24 protein-coding genes are annotated in these 21,702 nt (G+C 69.9%); 11 read left to right on the forward strand and 13 right to left on the reverse strand.

Annotated elements, in window-relative coordinates; genetic code table 11:
* Positions 1-4 precede the first annotated feature (4 nt).
* The 3 genes from G8346_RS02570 to G8346_RS02580 are packed head-to-tail and all read right to left on the reverse strand — an operon-like array spanning position 5 to position 3,005.
* Positions 5-1,087: a phosphotransferase family protein gene (locus G8346_RS02570; RefSeq protein WP_166047901.1), complete on the reverse strand. Its 1,083-nt coding sequence runs from the start codon at positions 1,085-1,087 to the stop codon at positions 5-7.
* Complete coding sequence (locus G8346_RS02575) at positions 1,084-2,280, reverse strand: acyl-CoA dehydrogenase family protein (RefSeq protein WP_166047903.1); 1,197 nt, start codon at positions 2,278-2,280, stop codon at positions 1,084-1,086. The genes G8346_RS02570 and G8346_RS02575 overlap by 4 nt, the downstream gene beginning before the upstream one ends.
* Positions 2,281-2,285: 5 nt before the next feature.
* Positions 2,286-3,005, reverse strand: coding sequence for a histidine phosphatase family protein (locus tag G8346_RS02580; protein WP_166047905.1), 720 nt, complete (start codon positions 3,003-3,005; stop codon positions 2,286-2,288).
* A 137-nt stretch (positions 3,006-3,142) separates the two neighbouring features.
* Here G8346_RS02580 and G8346_RS02585 point away from each other — a divergent pair, with 137 nt between their 5' ends.
* From G8346_RS02585 to G8346_RS02600, 4 genes are read left to right on the forward strand one after another with little or no spacing between them, the layout of a single operon-like run.
* Positions 3,143-3,964: an SDR family oxidoreductase gene (locus tag G8346_RS02585; protein ID WP_166047907.1), complete on the forward strand. Its 822-nt coding sequence runs from the start codon at positions 3,143-3,145 to the stop codon at positions 3,962-3,964.
* Positions 3,961-5,031: a trans-acting enoyl reductase family protein gene (locus tag G8346_RS02590; RefSeq protein WP_166047909.1), complete on the forward strand. Its 1,071-nt coding sequence runs from the start codon at positions 3,961-3,963 to the stop codon at positions 5,029-5,031. The genes G8346_RS02585 and G8346_RS02590 overlap by 4 nt, the downstream gene beginning before the upstream one ends.
* Positions 5,021-6,022 (forward strand): alpha/beta fold hydrolase, encoded by a 1,002-nt coding sequence (locus G8346_RS02595; protein WP_166047911.1) that lies wholly within the window; start codon positions 5,021-5,023, stop codon positions 6,020-6,022. The genes G8346_RS02590 and G8346_RS02595 overlap by 11 nt, the downstream gene beginning before the upstream one ends.
* On the forward strand, positions 6,019-6,366 hold the full coding sequence (locus G8346_RS02600; protein ID WP_166047913.1) for a hypothetical protein: 348 nt from the start codon (positions 6,019-6,021) through the stop codon (positions 6,364-6,366). Before G8346_RS02595 ends, G8346_RS02600 begins: the two co-directional genes overlap by 4 nt.
* 422 nt (positions 6,367-6,788) lie before the next feature.
* On the opposite strand, the gene G8346_RS02605 is transcribed toward G8346_RS02600, so the two are convergent.
* Genes G8346_RS02605 through G8346_RS02615 form a run of 3 tightly spaced genes read right to left on the reverse strand, consistent with a single transcriptional unit; the run spans position 6,789 to position 10,056 of the window.
* Positions 6,789-8,606 carry an ABC transporter transmembrane domain-containing protein gene (locus tag G8346_RS02605; protein WP_166047915.1) on the reverse strand — a complete coding sequence of 606 codons (1,818 nt, stop codon included), beginning with the start codon at positions 8,604-8,606 and terminating at the stop codon, positions 6,789-6,791.
* Between the two features lie 12 nt (positions 8,607-8,618).
* The gene (locus G8346_RS02610) at positions 8,619-9,368 is read right to left on the reverse strand and encodes a glycerophosphodiester phosphodiesterase family protein (protein WP_166047917.1); all 750 of its coding nucleotides are present in this window, start codon (positions 9,366-9,368) and stop codon (positions 8,619-8,621) included.
* Between the two features lie 16 nt (positions 9,369-9,384).
* Positions 9,385-10,056, reverse strand: coding sequence for an SDR family oxidoreductase (locus tag G8346_RS02615; RefSeq protein WP_166047919.1), 672 nt, complete (start codon positions 10,054-10,056; stop codon positions 9,385-9,387).
* A gap of 76 nt (positions 10,057-10,132) precedes the next feature.
* Here G8346_RS02615 and G8346_RS02620 point away from each other — a divergent pair, with 76 nt between their 5' ends.
* Entirely contained in the window at positions 10,133-10,657 is a 525-nt protein-coding gene (locus tag G8346_RS02620; RefSeq protein ID WP_166047921.1) for a hypothetical protein, read from the forward strand.
* 35 nt (positions 10,658-10,692) lie between these two features.
* Entirely contained in the window at positions 10,693-11,190 is a 498-nt protein-coding gene (locus G8346_RS02625; RefSeq protein WP_166047922.1) for a DUF2505 domain-containing protein, read from the forward strand.
* Between the two features lie 17 nt (positions 11,191-11,207).
* Here G8346_RS02625 and G8346_RS02630 read toward each other — a convergent pair whose 3' ends face one another.
* Together G8346_RS02630 and G8346_RS02635 are read right to left on the reverse strand one after the other, a co-directional pair.
* On the reverse strand, positions 11,208-12,224 hold the full coding sequence (locus tag G8346_RS02630) for a DUF2333 family protein (protein ID WP_166047924.1): 1,017 nt from the start codon (positions 12,222-12,224) through the stop codon (positions 11,208-11,210).
* 39 nt (positions 12,225-12,263) lie between these two features.
* Positions 12,264-13,256 carry a glutathione S-transferase family protein gene (locus G8346_RS02635; RefSeq protein ID WP_166047926.1) on the reverse strand — a complete coding sequence of 331 codons (993 nt, stop codon included), beginning with the start codon at positions 13,254-13,256 and terminating at the stop codon, positions 12,264-12,266.
* A 62-nt stretch (positions 13,257-13,318) separates the two neighbouring features.
* Here G8346_RS02635 and G8346_RS02640 point away from each other — a divergent pair, with 62 nt between their 5' ends.
* Positions 13,319-13,675: a carboxymuconolactone decarboxylase family protein gene (locus G8346_RS02640; RefSeq protein WP_166047928.1), complete on the forward strand. Its 357-nt coding sequence runs from the start codon at positions 13,319-13,321 to the stop codon at positions 13,673-13,675.
* Between the two features lie 9 nt (positions 13,676-13,684).
* On the opposite strand, the gene G8346_RS02645 is transcribed toward G8346_RS02640, so the two are convergent.
* Entirely contained in the window at positions 13,685-14,845 is a 1,161-nt protein-coding gene (locus G8346_RS02645) for an EAL domain-containing protein (RefSeq protein ID WP_166047930.1), read from the reverse strand.
* Positions 14,846-14,997: 152 nt separating this feature from the next.
* On the opposite strand from G8346_RS02645, the gene gshA reads away from it, so the two are divergent.
* Both gshA and G8346_RS02655 read left to right on the forward strand, forming a co-directional pair.
* Positions 14,998-16,575 carry a glutamate--cysteine ligase gene (gene gshA, locus G8346_RS02650; protein ID WP_166047932.1) on the forward strand — a complete coding sequence of 526 codons (1,578 nt, stop codon included), beginning with the start codon at positions 14,998-15,000 and terminating at the stop codon, positions 16,573-16,575.
* Positions 16,575-17,525 carry a calcium/sodium antiporter gene (locus tag G8346_RS02655; RefSeq protein WP_166047934.1) on the forward strand — a complete coding sequence of 317 codons (951 nt, stop codon included), beginning with the start codon at positions 16,575-16,577 and terminating at the stop codon, positions 17,523-17,525. The genes gshA and G8346_RS02655 overlap by 1 nt, the downstream gene beginning before the upstream one ends.
* Here the strand turns inward: G8346_RS02655 and G8346_RS02660 are convergent.
* Genes G8346_RS02660 through G8346_RS02670 form a run of 3 tightly spaced genes read right to left on the reverse strand, consistent with a single transcriptional unit; the run spans position 17,522 to position 20,189 of the window.
* Positions 17,522-18,523, reverse strand: a complete 1,002-nt coding sequence (locus tag G8346_RS02660; RefSeq protein ID WP_166047936.1) for an isoaspartyl peptidase/L-asparaginase family protein — start codon at positions 18,521-18,523, stop codon at positions 17,522-17,524. The two genes, G8346_RS02655 and G8346_RS02660, sit on opposite strands and share 4 nt — an antisense overlap.
* On the reverse strand, positions 18,520-19,413 hold the full coding sequence (locus G8346_RS02665) for a protein phosphatase 2C domain-containing protein (RefSeq protein ID WP_166047938.1): 894 nt from the start codon (positions 19,411-19,413) through the stop codon (positions 18,520-18,522). Before G8346_RS02665 ends, G8346_RS02660 begins: the two co-directional genes overlap by 4 nt.
* Positions 19,410-20,189, reverse strand: a complete 780-nt coding sequence (locus G8346_RS02670; protein ID WP_206202544.1) for a serine/threonine-protein kinase — start codon at positions 20,187-20,189, stop codon at positions 19,410-19,412. Before G8346_RS02670 ends, G8346_RS02665 begins: the two co-directional genes overlap by 4 nt.
* Before the next feature lie 206 nt (positions 20,190-20,395).
* Between G8346_RS02670 and G8346_RS02675 the strand changes: the two genes are divergently transcribed.
* A complete protein-coding gene (locus G8346_RS02675) occupies positions 20,396-20,608 on the forward strand; it encodes a PA3496 family putative envelope integrity protein (protein WP_166047943.1) in 213 nt (70 codons plus the stop codon).
* A 50-nt stretch (positions 20,609-20,658) separates the two neighbouring features.
* Entirely contained in the window at positions 20,659-21,252 is a 594-nt protein-coding gene (locus G8346_RS02680; protein WP_166047945.1) for a DUF4136 domain-containing protein, read from the forward strand.
* A 9-nt stretch (positions 21,253-21,261) separates the two neighbouring features.
* Here G8346_RS02680 and G8346_RS02685 read toward each other — a convergent pair whose 3' ends face one another.
* Complete coding sequence (locus G8346_RS02685) at positions 21,262-21,696, reverse strand: hypothetical protein (RefSeq protein WP_166047947.1); 435 nt, start codon at positions 21,694-21,696, stop codon at positions 21,262-21,264.
* Positions 21,697-21,702 lie beyond the last annotated feature (6 nt).

Here is a 21,702-nt window from a genome sequence, read left to right on the forward strand (position 1 = left end):
CTCCTTAAAACCGTGTCTTGCCTGCCGCGACGGCCTCGGCGCTGCGCGAAAGCACCGTGCAGAACTGCCCGAAGGGGGCAAAGCGCGGATTTTTCGTCTGGCCCAGCACGAAGCGGTAGTAGATCTGCTGCACGATCACGGCGAGGCGGAACAGGCCGTATACATAGTAGAAATCGAAGCGCGCCGGCGCGAGACCGGTGCGCTCGCAGTAATAGTCCACCAGCTCGGCGCGGCGCATCATGCCGGGCAGGTGGGTGGGCAGCATGCGGATCTGCTGCAGGGGTTCCGGGTCATCCGCCTGCACCCAGTAGGCCAGCGAAGCGCCGAGGTCCATGAAGGGGTCGCCGAGGGTGGCCATCTCCCAGTCCAGCACGCCCACGATGCGCCAGCCGTCCGGCCCGGGGCGCAGCACCACGTTGTCGAACTTGTAATCGTTGTGGATCAGCGCCGCGCGCCCGGACTCCGCCGGCTGGTTCGCCTCCAGCCAGTGCATCAGCGTCTCGTTGTCGGGCACGTCGTCGGTACGCGCCGCGCGGTAGCGCTGCGACCAGCCGCTCACCTGGCGCGCCACGTAGCCCTCCGGATGGCCCATCTCGCCCAGTCCGGCGGCGGCGTAGTCCACCTCGTGCAGCTCGGCCTGCACGTCGACCAGGTTGCGGCAAAGTGCCGTGGCCTGTGTGGGGGACAGCGACATGTCTGCCGGCAGGTCGCGCCGCAGGATGCGGCCCTTGAGCCGTTCCATGAGGTAGAACTCCTCGCCCAGTACCTCGCGGTCGGCGCAGAACAGCAGCGTGCGCGGCGCATAGGGGAAGGCGCCGCTGATGCGCGACAGGATGCGGTACTCCCGGCCCATGTCGTGGGCGCTGCGCGCCTTGGTGCCGAAGGGCGGGCGCCGCAGCACCCACTCGCGGCTGCCGGCGCGCACGAGGTAGGTCAGGTTGGAGGCGCCGCCCGGGAACTGGCTGATCTCCACCGCGCTGTCGAAGCCGGGCAGGGCGCGCGCCAGGAAGCCGGCCACCACCGCGGGATCGAGTGCCTCGCCCGCGCGCTGCGGGCGCGCCTCTTCCGGCAGCGCCGTCTCGCTCATCGTTCCGCCGCGGCCTTGAACAGGCGGCGCGCCACCGCCATGCGGTGGACCTCGTCCGGGCCGTCGTAGATGCGCGCGGCGCGCTCCTCGCGATAGAAGAAAGCGAGGATGCGGTCGTCGGTGACGCCGAGCCCGCCGTGCGCCTGCAGGGCGCGATCCACCACCCGCTGCATCACGTTGGCGGTGTAGTACTTGATCATGGAGACCCGCTCGCGCGCGGCGCGGAAACCTTCCTGTTCGATGGTCCAGGCCGTCATGAGCACCAGCGCGCGCGCCGCCTCGATCTCGGCAGCCGACTCGGCAACCCAGTCCTGCACTGCGCCCATCTTGGCCAGCGGCAGCCCCGGCTTGATCTCGCGCTTGAGGGTGTGGCGCAGCATCTCGTCCAGCGCGCGGCGACAGATCCCGAGCCAGCGCATGCAGTGGTGGATGCGCCCGGGCCCGAGCCGCTCCTGCGCCATGGCGAAGCCGGCGCCGGCTTCGCCCAGCAGGTTCGTCGCCGGCACACGCACGTTTTCCAGGCGCACCTGGCCGTGGCTGAAGAAGCCGCGGCCGGGATGGCCCATCACCGGGATGTTGCGCACCAGCTGCACGCCGGGCCGCTCCATTTCCACCAGGATCATGCTGGCGCGCCGGTACTTGTCGGCCTCCGGGTCGGTCACGGCCATGCAGATACCGAACGCAGCCCCGTCGGCTGCAGTAGCGAACCACTTGTGGCCGTTGATGACGAACTCGTCGCCGTCGCGCACCGCCGTGGTGCCCATCTCGGTGGGATTGGAGCCGGCGAACTCCGGCTCGGTCATGAGGAAACAGCTGCGCACCTCGCCCGCGGCGAGCGGCACGAGGAAGCGCTCGCGCTGCGCCGGCGTGCCGTGCGCCACCAGCAGTTCGGCGTTGCCCGCGTCCGGCGCCTGGCAGCCGAAGACGAGGTGGCCCAGCGGGCTACGCCCGAGCATCTCCGACAACAGGCCGAGCACCACCAGGCCCTCGCCGCTGCCGCCCTCGTGCGGGGACAGGTTGGGGGCCCACCAGCCGCGGGCCTTGACCTCCGCGCGGCATTCCGCCACGGCTGCATCCAGCGCTTCCCACTGCCCCTCGAGCAGCAGCGACTCGAGCGGCTGCACGCGCTCGATGACGAATGCACGCACGGCCTCGAGACGGGCGGAGAGTTCCTGGGAGATGCTGAAGTCCATGGCGACTACCTGAAGGTGACGAGTTCGCGGCCGCCCGCGAGTTCGAGGTGGGCGACGTTGTTGAAGCCGAGCAGCAGCGCATCCTCGTGGCGCTGCGAGCGACCGTAGTAAAGCTGCGTGACGGAAGCATTGTAAATGCTCCAGTTCATCGACAGGGTGCGCTTGTTGGACAGCCCCAGCACGGCGCGCAGCGCGGCGGCGATGGCGCCGCCCGAGGTCACGATGCCGATGTGCGCCTTGGGGCCGTGCGCGGCCAGCGCGTCGCTGAGGCCCTGTCCCACGCCGCGGCAGAAGTCGCGCCAGTCTCCCAGCCCCTCCTGCTCGTGCGGCAGGTTGTCCATCCACGCCTTGAGCATGAAGCGGAAGGCGAACTCGAACAGCTTGGGATCCGACACCACGTCCGCGCGCGTGATACCGCGCGGCTCGCCCACGCGCTCCATGAACAGCGGCAGGTAGGCGCGGATCACGGCGACGTGGTCGTATTCGTTGAACGCCTCGTGCACGGCGTCGGGCGGCGCGCGCTTGCCCAGCACCTCGAGGATGGCGGTGCCGGTGTCGCGCTGCCGGCGCATCGAGCCGCTGAGCAGCGCGTCCAGCGGCGTGCGGCTGCGCTGCAGGTGGCTGCCGAGCGCATTGGCCTGGCGGCGACCCAGCGCGGAGAGCTGGTCGTAGTCCTTTTTCCCAAAGGACGCCTGGCCGTGTCGAATCAGGTGGATAACCGCCATGGATCGGGACAGTCTGCTTCGCTCCGGCGGGCGGGAAAGCCCCAAGCCCGATGTTCAGGTCAGTGCGCAAGGTCAACAATGCGCGCGGTCTCGTGCATTATGTGCCATTTGCCGGGCAGCGACACGAGCCGCAGGTCATGAAAAGAGAAAGAATCGTCATCACCGGAGGCGGCAGCGGCCTCGGGCGCGCGCTGGCGCTGGAGTACGCGCGGGCAGGCTGGCGCGTCGCCGTGCTGGATCGCAATCGCGCCGCCGCCGAGAGCGTGGCTTCCGAGGTCGAGGCGGCGGGCGGGAAGTCGCTGGCGCTGGCCTGCGACGTCACCGACCCGGACGCGGTAGGCCATGCCGCCACCGCTATCGGGCGCGGCTGGCACGGCCTCGACGTGCTGGTGAACAACGCCGGCATCGCGGGATCGGGCACGGTGGCGGACACGCCCGCCGAAGACTGGCGCCGCATCATGGAGGTGAACTTCTTCGGCGTGGTCACCACCAGCCGCGCCTTCCTGCCGACCATGATCCGCGCCGGCTCCGGGCATGTGGTCAATATCGCCTCGGCGGCGGGCTTCGTCTCGGCGCCCGGCATGGCGGCCTACAATGCTTCCAAGGCGGCGGTCATCTCCCTTTCCGAGTCCATGCGCGTCGAGCTGTCCGCCCACCGCATCGGCGTCAGCGTCGCCTGCCCCTCCTTTTTCCGCACCAACCTGCTGGAGGAATTCAGCGGCAGCGAGGCGTCCCGGCAGTACGCGCTGAAGCTGATGGAGAAATCGCCCATCAGCGCGGACGACGTGGCACGCTTCATCCGCCGCGGCGTGCGCAAGAAGGAGTTCATGCTGGTCCCGCATGCCGAAGCGCGGCGCATACTGCTGCTGAAGCGCTACGCGCCGGACCTGTTCTTCACTGCCGTGCGCAAGGGCGCGGCGAAATTCCTCGAGGCCCAGGCAAAGAGCAAGCGCACATGAACAAGCCATGGATGATCTACGGCGCCAACGGATACACCGGCGAGCTGATCGCGCGCGAGGCGGTGCGGCGCGGGCACGCGCCGCTGCTGGCCGGGCGCAACGAAGAGAAAGTCGCGGCCCTGGCCGGCGAGCTGGGGCTCGAGCACCGCTGTTTCGCGCTCGAGGCGCCGGGCGCGGTGGATCGCGGGCTCGCGGGCATGGCCCTGGTCATCCATTGTGCCGGTCCGTTCTCCGCCACCGCGCGGCCCATGATGGACGGCTGCATCCGCAACGGCGTGCATTACCTCGACATCACCGGCGAGATCGCCGTCTTCGAGCTGGCGCACCAGCTGCATGAGCGCGCCCGCCAGGCCGGCGTGTTGCTGTGTCCGGGCGTGGGCTTCGACGTGGTCCCCACGGACTGTCTCGCCGCCACCCTCAAGGAGGCCCTGCCCGGCGCGCGACGCCTCGCGCTGGGCTTCGATTCCCGCGGCGGCATGAGCCCCGGCACGGCGCGGACTTCGGTCGAGGGCCTGGCCCAGGGCGGCCGCATCCGGCGCGAAGGCAAGCTCGTGCCGGTGCCGCTGGCGTGGCGCACGCGCCGCATCGATTTCGGCGACGGCGAGAAGCTCGCCATGACCATTCCCTGGGGCGACATCGCCACGGCCTGGTATTCCACCGGCATACCGGACATCGAGGTCTACCTGCCGGCACCGCCGAAGCTGGTCGCGCGGCTGCGGCGGTTGAACTGGATCCGGCCGCTGCTCGGCCTGGGCTTCGTGCAGGCTTGGCTCAAGGGCAAAGTCGACCGCAGCGTGCGCGGGCCTGACGCCGACAAGCGCGCCCGCACCCCGACTTCCGTCTGGGGCGAGGTGACGGACGGCCAGGGCCGGGTGGTCAGCGGGCGCGTCCGCGTGGCCAACGGCTACGACGTCACCGTGCACGCTTCTCTGGGCATCGCGGAGCGCGTCCTGGAGATGCGCCGGGTGGTCGGCCACCTGACGCCCGCGCAACTCGTCGGCAAGGATTTCGTCGAGCAGTTGCCCGGTTCCACGCCGATCCAGGTCGAGGGCCAGGGTGACGACTGAGGCGACGCGGGATTTCGCGCCGACCGGGCTGATCGCCAATCCCCACGTCCAGTCCATCCTGGTCAGCTCGCCCCTGCGCCGCGTGCTGCTGCGCCGGCGCGCTGCACCCGTGCTGGCCGCGAGCCGTAACCTGCTGCTGGATTGCGGGGAGGGCGTGCGCCTGCATGCCTGGCATGCGCCGCAACCCGGCGCCGGCGCACGCGGCATCGCGATCCTGATCCACGGCTGGGAGGGCGCGGGCGACTCCTCCTACCTGTTGTCTGCGTCCATGAGCATGTACGCCGCAGGTTGGGACGTGGTGCGCCTGCACCTGCGCGATCATGGCCCGAGCCATCACCTCAACGAAGACCTGTTCCACTCCAACCGCATCCGCGAGGTCGTGGGCGGCGTCGCCCGCCTCGCCGAGCTGTTTCCGCAGCGGCCGTTCTGCCTCGGCGGCTTCTCGCTCGGCGGCAACTTCGCGCTGCGTGTCGCTGCGCGCGCACAGGCCGCCGGCATTCCGCTGGACCGGGTCATGGTCGTGTGCCCGGTGCTCGATCCTGCCAGCACGCTCGACGCCATGGAGCGTGGGCCGCGTGTGTATGAACGTTACTTCATGATGAAGTGGCGTCGCTCCCTGCGCATCAAAGCGAAACTGTTTCCACAGCGCTACGACTTCGGCGACCTGAAGCGTTTCCGTGGCCTGCGCGACATGACCGACGATTTCGTGTGCGACTACAGCGAGTACCCAGACCTGGCGAGCTACCTCGCGGGTTATGCTGTCACCGGCGACGCCCTCGCCGGCATCACGGCGCCGACCCTGCTGGTCGCGGCGCACGATGACCCGGTGATCCCGGCACGCGACCTGCCGCGCTTGGCACGGCCCGAGCCGTTGCAAATCATTGCCACCACCCGCGGCGGACACTGCGGCTTCCTGCCGTCCGCCTTCGGGCACAGCTGGATCGACGGCCTGATGCGCGAATGGTTCGGCGCGGCGGCCGCAGGCGCATGATCCGCATCGCTCCGCTGCCGCTGGCGATCATCATGCTGGCCTCGATCTTCGCCGCGCGCGCCGCGCTGCGCCTGGCGCAAGCGGAGTTCTACGTGCTGCATTTCGCGGTGCTGGGCTGGCCGGCCTGGGCGGTCTGGGCCGTCTCCATTGCCGAGCTGGCCGGGGCGTTGCTGCTGTTGCAGCGGGCGACCTTCCCGGCCGGCGCCATCCTGCTCGGGCTGGTGGCGGGCAGCTTCACGTTCGCCTACCTGCAGGCCGGCGCGCCGGTGGAGGCGCTCGGCCCGGGAGGCCTGCTGTTGGCGCTGGGCGGGATCGCCTTTCTCCGGCGGCTGCCCCGACACTGACCTGCCCGCGGCCGTGGCATTGCATGGTCCTTCTCGCTTGGAAGTCTTATGCCGCTCGAAGGACCATGCAATACCCCGGCCGCTGCTGTGGAGATGCCCCCGACGCTCCTGGCGCAAGGTTGCACCGGATGGCGATGTCAGCGGGCTGACCCCGTGGTTGCGGCGGCAAGCCGCGCCAATCCCGGTGAGCGAGGACGGCGACCCGAGCCAGACGTGGTCGCGATTGTCCCGGGCCAGTTACCGAACCATCCCGTATCCGGCAGCGACCTGGTCGAAGTGCGTCCGGGCCTGTCCGCTGTAACCGTCGCAGCGGCAGGGCATGACAGGGTCCAGCTCGCTTGGAAGTCTTATGCCGCTCACAGGACCCTGTCATGCCCTGCCGCGGCCAGGTCTTACAGCCAACACGGCCCGGAAGCACGCGGTCAGGCCGCGTCGGCGCCCTCGGTGAACTGCAGCCGCGCCAGGCGGGCGTAGAGGCCGCCTTGCTGGACCAGTTCTTCATGGGTGCCGGTCGCCACGAGCTTGCCTTGCTCGAGCACCACGATCTGGTCGGCCTTGAGGACCGTGGCGAGGCGGTGGGCGATGACGATGGTGGTGCGCTCGGCCATGAGGCGGTCGAGTGCGGCCTGCACCTGGCGCTCGCTCTCGGCGTCGAGCGCACTGGTGGCCTCGTCGAGCAGCAGCAGCGGCGGGTTCTTCAGGATGGCGCGGGCGATGGCGATGCGCTGGCGCTGGCCGCCGGACAGCCGCACGCCGCGCTCCCCGAGGTAGGTGTCGTAGCCCTGCGGCATGTCGCAGATGAATTCATGCGCCAGCGCGGCACGCGCTGCCGCCTCGACTTCGTCGTTGCTGGCCTCGGGGCGGCCGTAGCGGATGTTTTCGCGCGCGCTGGTGGAGAAGATCACCGTCTCCTGCGGCACCATCGCGAGCGCACCGCGCAGGTCCGCCAGGCTGAGCCTGCTGATGTCCACGCCGTCGAGGGTGATGCGGCCGGACTGGGGCTCGTAGAACCGCAGCAACAGCTGGAACACCGTGGTCTTGCCGGCGCCGGAGGGGCCGACGAGGGCCACGGTCTTGCCCGCCGGGACAGCAAAAGACACGTCGTCGAGCGCGTTGCGTTCGGGCCGCGCCGGATAGCAGAAGCTCACGCCGGCCACGCGCACTTCGCCGCGGGCCGGCTGCGCGGCGGCCTGGGGCGCGACGGGGTCACGAATCTCGGGCGTGGTCTCGAGCAGCTCCATGATGCGTTCCATGGCGCCGGCGGCGCGCTGCACCTCGCCCCAGACCTCGGCCAGCGCGGCGAAGGAGCCGGCCACCAGCACGGCGTAGAGCACGAACTGGCCGAGTTGTCCGCCGGTCATGTTGCCGGCCAGCACCGCCTTGGCGCCGAACCACAGCACCAGCACGATGCTGCCGAACACGAACAGGATGACTACCGCGGTGAGCAGGGCCCGCGCCCGGGTGCGCGCCAGCGCAGCGACGAAGGACGCCTCCACCGATGCACTGAAGCGCGCCGCTTCCCAGGCCTCGCGCACGTAAGCCTGCACGATGCGCATGGCGGTGAGGATCTCCTCGGCCAGTGCGCTGGAGTCCGCGATGCGGTCCTGGTTGCGGCGTGACAGCGTGCGTACCTTGCGGCCGAACAGGATCAGCGGCAGCAGCATCACCGGCACCAGCACCACGATGAGTCCCGTGAGCTTCGGGCTGGTGATCCCCAGCATCACCAGGCCGCCGGCCAGCAGCAGCATGTTGCGCAGCGCGATGGAGGCGCTGGAGCCGACCACCGTCTGCAGGATGGTGGTGTCGGTGGTGAGGCGGGACAGCACCTCGCCGGTGCGCGTGGTCTCGTAGAAGGACTGGCTCAGCCGCAGGATGTGGCTGAACACGGCCTCGCGCACGTCGGCGACGACGCGCTCGCCCAGCCAGCTGACGCAGTAGTAGCGCAGCGAGGTCGACACCGCGAGCAGGCTGGCGATGCCGAACAGGGCGAGGAAATACTGGTCCACCTGTGCGGCGCTCTCGGCCGAAAAGCCCTGGTCGATCATGAAGCGCACGGCGACCGGCAGGCTGAGGGTCGCCCCGGCGGCCAGCAGCAGCGCGGCCAGGGCCGCCAGCAGCATGCCGCGGTAGGGGCGCAGGAAAGGCGCGAGTTCGCGCAACGGCCGCAGGCTGCGGCTGCGCTCGCGCTCCGGGCCGTCCGTGACGGTCTCGCTGCCGTCGGGATTGCGTGTGGTAGTCATGTGGGCGGCGGATTATACGGCTTCGTGCGCCAGGGCGGCGGCCAGCGCGCGGTAGCGCATGGTCTCGAGCCAGCGCGCGCCGCGGGCCATGAGCGTCCGGGCGGTGGGTGCGTCCTCGATCTCGTACAGCACCCACGCCCACGGGCCCACGGGCAGGGGGCCCGGCGGCAGGCGCTGGTGACGGCAGAACAGCCATGCGGCCTCGATGCCCTGTGCGCGGGCGGCGATCTCCGCGTCGAAGCCGCGCACTACCCAGCCCAGTTCGCGCAGTCCGCTCGCATGGGCGAGGGCGAGCACCTCGTAGTCGTCGGAAATCAGCCGCCATCGCCCCGCCGCAGGGGCCAGTGCCTCCAGGCTGGCGGCCAGCACCTGTTTCCTGCCGAATCGCTCCAGGCTTTCGATTTTCAGCTCGACGAAGGCGTGCACGCCGGGATGGCCGCTCAGCCACGCGGCGAACTCGGCCAGGCGCGGGATGCGGACATCGGGGAATTGCGCGCCGAATCGGTCCGGCTCGCCGACCGGGATTTCGTCGAGTGTCGCGGCGTCCAGGTCGAATATCGCCTCCGCGCGCCCGGCCACGCGCTGCAGGTCGGCGTCATGCAGCAGGACGGGCACGCCGCCGGCGCACAATTGCACGTCCACCTCGACCCAGCGCGCGCCGGCATCGACGGCGTCCTGCAGCGCGGGCAGCGTGTTCTCGGGCCGCTCGGCCGCGTGGCCGCGGTGGGCCACGAGAACCGGCGCTGGCGGGGTTGTTGGCATGGGCGGTACCGCGCAATTACCAGGGGAGTTCCTGGCCCTTCGCGTGCCAGAAGCTGCCGGTGTTGGCGAGGCTGAGTTCGTCCATGCGCGCGATCAGCCCGGCGGCCGCTTCTTCCGGCTCCACGTCGCCGCCGCCGCCCACCATCTCCGTGCGCACGTAGCCCGGATGCAGCAGCGCCACGGCGATGCCGCGCTCTTTCAGGTCCATGGCCAGCGAGCGGCCGGCGGCGTTCACGGCCGCCTTGCTCATGCGGTAACCGTAGTAGCCGCCGGAGTCGTTGTCGCCCATCGAGCCCATGCGGCTGGTGACGATGCCGACGCGCGAGCCTGACTGCAGGTTGCCCAGCAAGGCCTGGGTCACCAGCAGGGGCCCGACGGAATTGACCCGGAACTGCAGGTAGACGTCCTCGAGCGCCTCGTCCTGCAGGCCGCCGAGCGTGTCGCGCCTGAGCACCCCGGCGTTGTTGATCACCCAGTCGAGCGGCTGGCCCTCGAGCTCGCGTGCCAGTCCCCGGATCGACTCGGCATCGCCCACGTCGACACCCGCGATGATGCGCACGCCGAGCGCCTCGAGGGCCGCCGAAGGCTTGCGGCATGCGGCAATGACCTGGTCGCCGCGCGCGGCGAGACGCTTGCACAGCGCGAGACCGATACCGCGGTTGGCGCCCGTGACGAGACATACAGACATGGTGTCCTCCTCTAACTCCGTTGCTGGCTTGCCCGCAAGTATAGGCAGCCGGCGGCGGGGCCGATAAAGTAACAGCATGCCGTTAGTGCGCGTCCTGCTGCTGGTCTCCTGTCTCGGCCTCGCTGCCTGCGCCGCCACCCCTGCGCCGCAGGGCCTCGCGATGCCCGCGCCGCACGAGGCCCGCGCCGCCAGCCTGCTGGCCGGCTACCTGCTGGGGCGCGGCTGGACGGTGGCGCTGGCCGAGGACCGGGTGGTGGTCGCAGCGCGCGGTCCGGAACGGCTGGAGCTGGAACCGCTGCTGGACGCCACGGGTCTCGACCGGATCATCGTCTGGCGCAGCTGGCCGGCCGTGCCGGGAGCCGATCCGGCCGCGCTCGAGGCGCTGGCGCTGGAGCTGAACGCCAACCTGAATGTCGGCCAGTTCCAGGCCGGGGCGGGCGAGCTCCGCTTCCAGTCTTCCCTGCCTTTCCTCGATGCCCTCGAGCCGCGGCTGCTGGACGCTTACCTGGAGCACACGGGCCGGGTCAGGCTGGCCGTGCTGCGGGTCCAGGGCGAGCGCCAATTGCTGGTGCCGGTTGAGGGTGACTCCTCCGGCCGTTAATCTGGCCTGGCTGCACGATCTTCCCGGAGCCCCGTATGAGCCTCACCGTCCGCGCCCGGCACGAGTACGACCACCCCCTGGCGAAAGTATGGGCCGTGTTCACTGATCCCGAGTTCTACCAGGCCAAGTTCGAGGGCATCGGGCACCGCGCGGTCGAGGTGGTGTCCGCCGAGCGCGAGGGCGACGAGTTCAGCATCGAGATCAGCCGCGAGGTGCCGGTGGACGTACCGGCCGTGCTGCGCGGCCTGCTGGGCGAATGGAACACGCTGCTGCAGGCCGAGCGCTGGGCGCCGGCGGGCAAGAACGCCTACAGCAATGAGCTCACCATCGAGGCGCGCGGGGTGCCCGCCACCATGCGCGGCCGCATGCAGCTGTCGGCCAACGGCAAGGGCTGCGTCAACGAGGTCGAGATCACGATCCGCGCTTCCGTGCCGCTGATCGGCGGCAAGCTGGAGCAGTTCGCGGCGCGCGACGCCGAGGCGACGCTCGCCGCCGAGTACGACTTCATCCAGGGCTACCTGGAGTCGGCCTGAGGCTCAGCGCTTGAGACTCAGCCCCCCGCCAGCAGCTCGCGCAGGTTGGTGATGGCCTGGGTGGCGCGCGACAGGTAGGACGCCATCACCAGCGAGTGGTTGGCGAACATGCCGAAGCCCCCGCCGTTGAGCACCACCGGGCTGCGCATCGGCGCCAGGCTCGCTTCCAGTTCGCGGATCACCTGGCGCAGGCTGACGGTCGCGTTCTTGTCCTCGAGCACGTGCTGGAAGTCGTACTCCACGGCGCGCAGGAAATGGAGCAGCGCCCAGGCGGTGCCGCGCGCCTCGAAGAACACGTCGTCGATCTCCAGCCACGGTGTCTTCACCGCGATGTTGTCGCCGCGCGGCTGCCCGGCTGCGGCGGAGGGATCCAGTGCCAGGTCGGTGTTCACCCGCATCTGGCCGACGCTCGCCGACAGGCGCTGCGACAGGTTGCCGAGCCGCTTTTCCACCACCGCCAGCCATTCGCGCAGGTTGTCGGCCCGGGCGTAGAAATTGGCGTCCGGTTGCGACGTGTCGAGCAGGCGCGCCTGGTAGTCCTCGAGGTACTCGATGGCCTCGCGGTAGCGGGACTCGCTCGAGGGCAGGATCCAGCTGTCGCTGTCGAAATTGAAATTCGGCTCCATTTCCGCGAGCGCGGGGTCTTCCACCGACTGCGTCTGCGAGCGGCTGAAATCGTTGCGCATGACGCGCGAGAGGTCCCGCACCTGCACCAGCACACCGAACTCCCAGTTGGGAATGTTGTCCAGCCACAGCCCGGGCAGGGTGACGTCGTTGCTCAGGTAGCCGCCGGGCTTGTCCAGCAGCGTGCGCGAGACGCGCAGCAGCGTTTCGGTGGTGGCGTAGCCGGTGATCGCAGGCCGGCCGTCTTTCTCCCAGTCCACCCAGAAGATGTCCGGTTCGCGCGACCAGTACCAGCTCAGCACCAGCAGGAACACCAGCAGCACCGCCGCGGCGACGCCGATCACGCGCCCCAGCCCGCGGCGCGGCGTGGCCGGGTTGCGCAGGCTGGACCACCATCCCTTGATGTTCATTTTCGTGCTCCTTCGGAATCTGTGCTTGAGCGGCCGGCCTCAGGCGGGCAGCGGGTCGCGGTCGTGCGGGGCGTCGAGATCGAGCTCCGGTCCCAGCGGCACCACCCCGGTCGGGTTGATCATCCTGTGGCTGTAATAGTAATGCCGTTTGATGTGGTCGAGGTTGACCGTCGCCGCCACCCCCGGGACCTGGTACAGCTGGCGCGTGTAATTGGACAGCTGCGGGTAGTCGCGAATGCGGCGCAGGTTGGCCTTGAAGTGGCCGACATAGACCGGGTCGAAGCGCAGCAGGGTGGTGAACAGGCGCCAGTCGGCCTCGGTGAGGCGGTCGCCGGCCAGGAAGGGCTGGCGCGCGAGGCGCTCATCCAGCCAGTCCAGGGCGGCGAAGAGGGCGCCGAAAGCTTCCTCGTAGGCTTCCTGGGTGGTGGCGAAGCCGCAACGGTAGACCCCGTTGTTGACTTCTGCGTAGACGCGCTTGTTCACGGCGTCGATTTCCGCACGCAACCCGGCGGGGTAGTAGTCGGTGTCGGAGGCGGCGCAGGCGGCGAAGGCGCTGTTGAGCATGCGGATGATGTCGGCCGACTCGTTGCTGACGATGGTCTCCCGCTCGCGGTCCCACAGCACCGGCACGGTGACGCGGCCGGTGTAGTCGGGCCGCGCGCGCGTATACACCTGGTGCAGGTAGTCGCTGCCGAACAGCGGGTCGCCGGCGGTGAATTCACCGGCCGCACAATCGCGGAACTCCCAGCCGTTCTCCAGCATGTCGGGGTGGACCACCGAGACGCTGACGGCGTCCTGCAGCCCTTTCAGCGCGCGGAAGATCAGGGTGCGATGCGCCCAGGGACAGGCCAGGGAAACGTACAGGTGGTAACGCCCGGGTTCGGCGCGGAAGCCGCCCTCGCCAGTAGGCCCCGCCGTCCCGTCGGCCGTGACCCAGTTGCGGAACACGGCGTCCGAGCGCACGAACTTGCCGCCCGTGGACTCGGTGTCGTACCACTCGTCCCGCCACTTGCCTTCGACCAAGAGACCCATGTCAATGAACGCTCCCGGCGCAGCCCGTAAGATGCGCACTTTGTTTCCAAGGAGCGCCCATTATGACCGAAGAGACCTACGCCGCCGTCCGCAAGCGCATCACCAAGGCCAACGCCGCCCTGCGCCAGGGCCAGCCCGACACCTTCAAGGGCTTCAACATGATCCACCACCAGGCCATGCAGGACGGCGCCCTGGACCACAAGACCAAGGAGCTGGTCGCGGTGGCGCTGTCCGTGGCCTCGCGCTGCGATCCCTGCATCGCCTTCCATGTCCCCGCGGCCCTGCGGCTCGGCGCCACGCGCGAGGAGATCATGGAAATCCTCTCGGTGACGGTGATGATGGGCGGTGGGCCGTCGCTGATGTACGCCGCGCACGTCATGGACGCGGTGGACGAGGAGCTCGGCAAGGCGGAGGACTGATCCCCGGCTTCAGTGCGCGCCGCGCGTGGTGTTCCAGCGCCGCACCCAGTCCAGCAGCTTCTCCGCCTCGAGGGCGCGTGCCACGAAATAGCCCTGGCCCTCGTTGCAGCCGAGCGCGGAGACGAGATCCCAGGCGCGCTGGTTGTCGATGCCCTCGGCGACCACCCGCATCTGCAGCTGGTGCCCGAGGCGGATGTTGGACTGCAGTATGGCCGCGGCTTCTTCATCCACCAGGGCGTTGCGCACGAAGCAGCGATCCAGCTTGAGCTCGCTGTAGGGCAGGTCGTTGAGCTGGGTCATGTTGGAGCGGCCGGTGCCGAAGTCGTCGATAGACAGCTCGAAGCCCTGCAGGCGCAGGCGAGTGAGCGTCTCCAGCGTGTCGACGCTGCTGTTGCCGTCCCAGTTCTCGGTGACCTCGAGCGTGACGTGCGCGGGCTTCAGCCGGAAGGTCTCGGCCCAGGTCACCAGCGTCTGCGGCAGGCGCTCGTCCGCCAGCAGCAGGGGCGAAATGTTCACCGCCAGTTGCAGCGACAGGCCGCCTGCGCGCCAGCGCGCCGCGGCCGAGAAGGCATGGCAGACCAGCGCTTCCGTCAGGGGGAAGATCAGGCCGGATTCTTCGGCCACGCGGATGAAGGTGCCGGCCGGCAGGATGCCGCGCTCCGGGTGCTCCAGGCGCGCCAGCGCCTCGACGCCGACAGGCTGCAGGGTCTCGAGATCGATCTTGGGCTGGAACCAGGGTCGGATGCGCCCCCGGTGCAGGCGGTCGCTGACCAGTTCGCTGCTGAGCTGCAGCGGCAGGCCCATGGTGGTTTCGTCCGGCGTCTGCACCGGCATCAGCAGCATGGCGCCGAAATCGGCGACGCTGTACGGCTGCTGCAGTTGCCCGAGCAGCTTGAGTCCGCGCGCCCGCGCCAGGCGCGCAGCCGAGCTGAGCACCCTGGCATGGCTGCCGCCGGTAAGAATGAGGCCGGCCTCGCAGGCGTGCTCGCTGAGGAAGCGCAGGCCGTCGATGCCGTCCGTGCGGTCGCCCGACAGGGACAACACCGTGAAACTCAGCTTCGGGTGCCACATAGCAGCGAACGAGATCGCGTCCGCAGCCGTGTCGGCGCGATAGCCGCGGCGGCCGCAATAGTCGGCCAGTCGGGCTCGCACCTCCGTATCCGGTTCCATGATGAGGATCTGGGATTTCACGCTGGATGGATAACAGGTACTGCGCCCCGGGGCCCATGAAGCGGGTCACGGTTTGCCGCCGAACCCTGTGCCTGCGCGTATAATCGCCCATCCTGCGCACCAGCGACCACCCAGCGGGGAGATTGCCTGCCATGTACCAGCTAGCCGACGAGCGGCTGTCGCGCCTCGCCGCCGTCGACGGCGATTGTCTCCACGGCGGCGGTCGCGGGGTGGAGAAGGAGTCCCTGCGTGTCACCCCGGACGGGCGGATCGCCACCACCCCGCATCCGGCCGCGCTCGGCGCCGCGGTGGCTCATCCGTGGATCACTACGGACTACTCGGAGGCGCTGCTCGAGTTCGTCACCCCGCCGCTCGACACCTGCTGGGCCACGCTGCAGTTCCTGTGCGACGTGCACCAGTTCGTGTATCCGCGCCTCCCCGAGGGCGAGATGCTCTGGGCCACCAGCATGCCCTGCGCGGTCGGCGGCGACGCCAGCATCCCGGTGGCCGACTACGGGACCTCGAACGTCGGGCGCATGAAGCACATCTATCGTCTCGGCCTGGGCTACCGCTACGGGCGGGTGATGCAGACCATCGCCGGCGTCCATTTCAACTACTCCCTGCCGGAGCGCTTCTGGGAGGTGCTGGGCGAGGTCGAGGGGCGTGACGGCATGGACCGGGCGTTCCGCGACGACATGTACTTCGGGCTGCTGCGCAACTTCCGGCGTTACGGCTGGATCGTGATGTACCTGTTCGGCGCCTCGCCGGCGGTGTGCAAGTCTTTCCTCGGTGGGCGCGACCCCGGCCTGCCGGAGTTCGACGCCAGCACCTGGTACGGCCCCCATGCGACCTCGCTGCGCATGAGCGACCTCGGTTACCGCAACACCAACCAGGCCGGCATCCACCTGTCGATGAACTCGCTGCAGGAATACATCGACGGGCTCGAGCACGCCATTCGCTCCCCCTGGCCGCCCTATGAGAAGATCGGCGTGTCCGCCGGCGGGGTATGGCGGCAGCTTTCCACCAGCGCGCTGCAGATCGAGAACGAGTACTACGGCTACGTGCGCCCGAAGCAGCCCATCCGCAGCGGCGAGCGCCCGACACTGGCGTTGCGGCGCGCCGGGGTGGCGTACGTCGAAGTGCGCGCCCTCGACGTGAGTCCCTACGACCCCGCCGGGGTGAGCCAGAACGAGCTGCGCTTCCTCGAGGCCTTCCTGGTGTTCTGCATGCTGCATGACAGCCCGCCGTTGGCGGCGGCCGAAATGGAGCAGCTGGACGCGAACCACGCCCGGGTGGCGGTGGCCGGGCGCGACCCCAGGCTGGCGCTGGACATCGCGGGCCGGCACCAGCCGCTGGTGGCCTGGGGACGCGAGATCTGCCGCCAGCTGGCGCCGATCTGCGCGCTGCTGGATCACGGCGACCCGTCGCGCTCCTACAGCGCCGCGCTGGAGCTGCAGTCGGCCAAGCTCGAAGACCCGGCGCTGACGCCGTCGGCCCGGATCCTGGCCGAGATGCGCCAGGAGAGCGAGTCCTTTTTCGGCTTCGCCCGGCGCATGTCGCAGCAGCACGCCGACTACTTCGCCGCACTGCCCCCCATGTCGTCTGCCCGGCTGGACGAATTCGAGGCCGAGGCCCGCCGCTCGCTGGAGACCCAGCAGGCGCTGGAGGCTGACGATGACGAATCCTTCGAGGACTACCTGGCGCGGTATTTCGCCACGCCGGCACCTTGATGGCGACGAGCCTGGGTTTCCTGGCGCTGGGTTTCCTGCTGCTCTATGGCGGCGGCGAGTGGCTGGTGCGCGGCGCCAGCAACCTGGCGTTGCGCTTCGGCATGAGCCCGTTCCTGGTCGGCATGACCATCGTCGCCTTCGCCACCAGCGCGCCCGAGCTGGCGGTCAGCCTGCAGGCGGCCCTGAGCGGCGTGGACGACATCGCCATCGGCAACGTGGTGGGCTCGAATATAGCCAATATCGGCCTCATTCTCGGCATCTGCGCGGTGCTGACGCCGACGGTGGTGCGCATGCGCCTGATCCAGCTGGATCTGCCGTGGCTGATCGTGGTCTCGGGCCTGCTGACGGCGTTTCTCTACGATGGCGGGCTGACCCGCGCCGGCGGCATCGTCTTCCTCTGCGGCCTGGCGGCCTTCCTGTTCTGGAACATCCGCGTCGGTCACCCGGAGCAGGAGGAGGACGCCGTCAAGCAGGAGTTCGAAGGCGTCGTGCGGCCACGCGTCGGCGCCAGCGTCGACCTGCTGCTGATCTTTCTCGGCCTGGTCGCCCTGGTCGCCGGGGGCGCGGCCTTCGTGCGCGGCGGCGTCAGCCTGGCGGAGGCGCTCGGCGTACCCTCGGCGATCATCGCCCTGACCGTGGTCGCGGTGGGCACCAGCCTGCCGGAGCTGGCCACCAGCATCGTCGCCGCCATGCGCGGCGATGCCGACATCGCGGTGGGCAACGTCGTCGGCTCCAATTTCTTCAACATCCTTGCCATCCTGGGCATCACCGCCACCATCCAGCCGCTGGAGCGCGGCGGCATCACCATGGTCGACATGGGCGTGATGGTGGCTTTCGCCGCCGCCCTGCTGCCGCTGATCATGGTGCGCCGCTGCATCGGCCGGCCCGAAGGCGTCGTCCTGCTGCTGGGCTACGGCGCCTACGTCACCTGGCTGGTGCTCAACGCCTAGGGCTCTTCGCCGGCGAAGATCGCCACCTCGCGCCCCGCGGCGTCGGCCCGGCCCCGGTACATGCCTTCCGTGCTGAAGGACAGGCTGTAACGACCCGCACCGTCCAGCACGATGACGCCGCCGAGGCCGCCGAGAGCCCGGATTTCCTCCAGCACGCCGCTGGCCGCCGCAGCGGGCGTGTCTCCGCCCAGGCTCATGCGGGCACAGATGGCGTGCGCCGCCGCGGCGCGGATGAAGTACTCGCCGTCGCCGGTGGCGGACACGGCGCAGCCTGTATCCGCCCAGGTGCCGGCGCCGATGACGGGCACGTCGCCGAGGCGCCCCCAGCGCTTGGCCGTGGTGCCGCCGGTGGAGGTCGCGGCCGCGAGCCGCCCGCCGGCGTCCAGCGCCACGGCGCCGACGGTGCCGAAGCGGCCCTGGTCCGGTTCTATGGGCAGTGCGCCCTGCAGGATCGCGTGTTGCAGCTGCTGCCAGCGCCGCTCGGTGCGGAACCAGCTGCTCGGCTTGAGCTCCAGTCCCTGGTCGATGGCGAACTCGATCGCGCCCTCGCCGGCGAGGAAAACATGCGGCGAGGCTTCCATGACGCGGCGCGCGAGCAGCACCGGGTTGCGCACCCAGCGCACGGCGCCCACGGCGCCCGCCTGCCGCGTCGCCCCGTCCATGATGGACGCGTCCAGCTCGTTACGCCCGTCGGCGGTGAATACCGCGCCGCGCCCGGCGTTGAACAGCGGCGAGTCCTCCATCGGCACGATGGCGGCGGTGACGGCGTCGAGCGCGCTGCCGCCGCTCTCCAGCACGCGCCAGCCGGCCTCCAGGGCTGCGTGCAGCGCCGCCTCGTAGGCGGCACGGTCGTCCGCACTCATGTCCGCCGCGCGCAGCGTGCCGGCGCCGCCGTGGATCAGCAGCACGGGTTCAGCCGCTGCCGCAGGCTGGGCTGCGGCGGGCATCAGGGCGGCGAGGGCGGCGAGAGTGGCGAGAGTGGGAAGAAACTTCGTCATGGGTTCTCCTGTTGCAGCGGGATCTGGCGCGGCGCGGGCAGCAGCCGGGCCACGGCCGCGCCCGGCCGGCGCCGGAAAGCGATGACAGTGAGGTCGTCCGGCTTGCTGGGATGCTCGCCCGGCGCGTCCTCGGCGGCGCCGCGCATGCGCGCCAGCGCCTGTTCCGCCAGCGCGCCGACGCGCCGGTCCAGCCGGCCACAGCGCATCAGCCCCGCAATTTCCTGCAGGCGCATGTTGTCCACCAGCCCGTCACTGCATACCAGCACCGTGTCGTGTGCGGCGAGCCGCACGGCGGAGCCGACCTCGATGCGCATGTCGCGGCTGCCGAGGAAGTTCGACACCAGGTGCCGGTCTTCATGGTGCAGGGCTTCTTCGTGGTCGACCAGCCCGGCCTGCAGCGCGAAACCCACCGGCGAGTGGGACAGGGTGCGCAACTTCAGGCGGCCGCGCTGGCCGAGCACGATGACTTCCGAGTCGCCGATGTTGTAGGCGCGCACCATGCCGTCGCACAGCTCGGCCACCACCAGCGTCGTGGCGCTGCCGTTGGCCAGCGCCAGCACGGCGTCGTTGGCGCGGGAGATGCCGTCGAGTATGGCCGCCTGCAGGGCGCGGCCCTGCGCGAACTCCTGCTCCACGACCGCCGCCAGCGTGGCGATGGCGCAGGCCGCAGCAGCGCCGCCGCCGGGCATCCCGCCCATGCCGTCCGCTACCGCCAGCACCGCGTTGCGCGCGTCCAGCGGCAGGACCAGCAGGGCGTCTTCGCTTTTTGCCTTGCCCGCGCACGGCGCCGTCCAGGCGACTGCAGCGCCGTCCGTCACACGCAGCAGGGCTTCTGTCCGGGCCTGGGCCGTGGCGAGCTGCAGGCCTTCCTCGGCCGGGAATGCGCTCACCGGGCCGCCGCCGGGCGCCGGATACGTTCGAATGCAGCCAGCATCTGCTGGCCGTCGCGGTAGCGGCGCCCCGGCTTGACCTCGATGGCCCGCCGGATCAGCGCCACCATGTCGGGGTGCAGCTTCTGGCGCAGCCGCGCCGCACCGGGCGGCGGCCAGTCGTAGGGCCAGCGCGGCAGGACGCCGGCGAACATGCGGTACAGCACCAGGCCGACCGAGAACACGTCGGAGGCCAGCAGCGGGCGTCCCATGGCCTGTTCCGGCGCCACGTAGCCCACTGTGCCGGAGCCGGAGGCCTCGATCCTGCCCCGCGCCAGCTTGGAGAAGCCGAAATCCGCCAGGCGCAGCTGGTTGTCCGGGAACAGGATGAAGTTGTCGGGCTTGATGTCGCAGTGGATGATGCGCTCCTCGTGCGCGTGCGCCACTCCCGCCAGGATCTGGGCCGTGAAGTCCAGCGCCTTGGCGGTCGAGATGCGTTTCTGCAGCCTGCTGCCCAGGGTCTCTACCCCCAGCGGCATGGAAATCACGAAGTAGCCGTCGATGAAGCAGGCGTTCTGGATCGGCAGGATGTTGGGGTGGTCGAGTTTCGCCAGCATGCGGACTTCCTTGCGGAAATCGGCCAGGAAATAGTCGTCCATCATGCGGCGGTGCGGGATCTTGAGGGCCACGCGCAGGCCGTGGATGGTGTCGTAGGCCTGGTAGACGGTCGCCAGCGGGCCGTCCGACAGGCGCCGCTCGATGCGGTATTTGCCCAGTTTTTGCCTGGCTCTCAGCAAGGTCCACGACTCCGGGGATCGCGCCTGGCGCGGCCCGGGAGGGGCGGCGCCGGAAGTCCCGGAATATAGGGCAAAGCCGCCGTCGGCGCGAGGCATTGAATTTTCCGTCCGTCGCGCCATCTAAGGGTGCTGAGGGCCGCGGCGGAACCGCTCGCGGCTGCCGCGCGAACACATGGGTGCCAAGCAAGAGGTGGAGCAAGCCGACGATGAGTGGATACGCACGCAAGGACTTCCCGCAGGACGCCGATTTCGAGTTCGCCGGGGACGGTGAGCCGATCGAGGTCTTGTCGGACATCGGCCGCCGCGAGGCGCAGCGCAGCGGTCCGGGCACCGCGGCGCGGCGCACGCTCGAGGCGCTGGCCGAGAGCCGCCGCCTGAGCCGCGAGCTGGCCGACCTCGAGAGTTTCGACGACCTGTAGACGGCCTATAATCGGATCACCATGACGATACCGCAGCAGAGGCGCGAGCGATGAGCAGCATATGCATGCGCGGACTGGCCCTGGCGGCCGGGTTGGCGGTGCTGGCCGGCTGCGCCACAGCGGGTCCGGACATCAGCACCGACTACGACAGTTCCGCTGATTTCTCCCAGTACCGCACGTTCGCTTTCATGAGCCGCGACGAGCGCGGCGTGGAGCGCTCGTACGACACCATCGCGGATCGGCGCCTCATGTCCGCCGTGACCCGTGAGATGGAAGCCCGCGGCTATCGGCGCGTCGAGGCGGGCGCCGACCTGCTGGTCAACTTCGCGGTCAGCACCGAGGAGGTGGAAGACCTGCGCACCGTCCCGTCCTCGGTCATCCCGCCGCCCTGGTACGGCTGGCGTACCGGCTACTACTACGACCCCTGGCCGGCCTACAGCTACGAGACGCGCATCGACCGCTACCAGCGCGGCACCCTGTTCGTAGACCTCGTCGATGCAGAGCGACGCCAGCTGGTATGGGAGGGTCGCGCGGTGGGACGCGTGACGCGCGAGGCGCGCGAGGACCCGGGCGCAGCACTCGACCAGGCGGTCAGCGAGATTTTCGCCCGCTATCCCTTCACGGCCGGGCCCGCGCCCCGCTGACGGGACCTTTCACCGCGTCCTGCCCGTCGCCGGGTCACTGCGGCGGCGGGTCGGATCGCGCGGCACCACGTCGCAGGCCTGGCCCTCGTGCCGCGCGGCGGCCACCGTGTCATTCCTGATCTCGAAGAACAGCGTGCACTCGCCCTGTGGCGCCGGGCTGCGGGGCTGTCGCGGGCGGCCGGGATCCAGCGGTGCGCCCGGGTCTGCAAGCTGCTCGATCCGCGGGTCCAGGCTCCGGGTGCGCTCGTACACCAGCACCGTCGCGCCGTCCGCCTCGCTCACGGTACGCAGCGGCGGCCCCCAGGCATCCAGCAGTGCCGAGGTCGAGGCGCCGACCCAGGCGTCGAGGTCCTGCTGCCACCAGGGTGTGGCGGCGCAGGCGGTGAGCAGCAGGGCGGCGAGCAGGGTTGCCGCCGCGTGACGGCGGGAGAGGGACGGGCTCATGCCCGG

This window comes from Thioalkalivibrio sp. XN279, from assembly GCF_011089885.1.
Lineage (GTDB): Bacteria > Pseudomonadota > Gammaproteobacteria > Steroidobacterales > XN24 > XN24.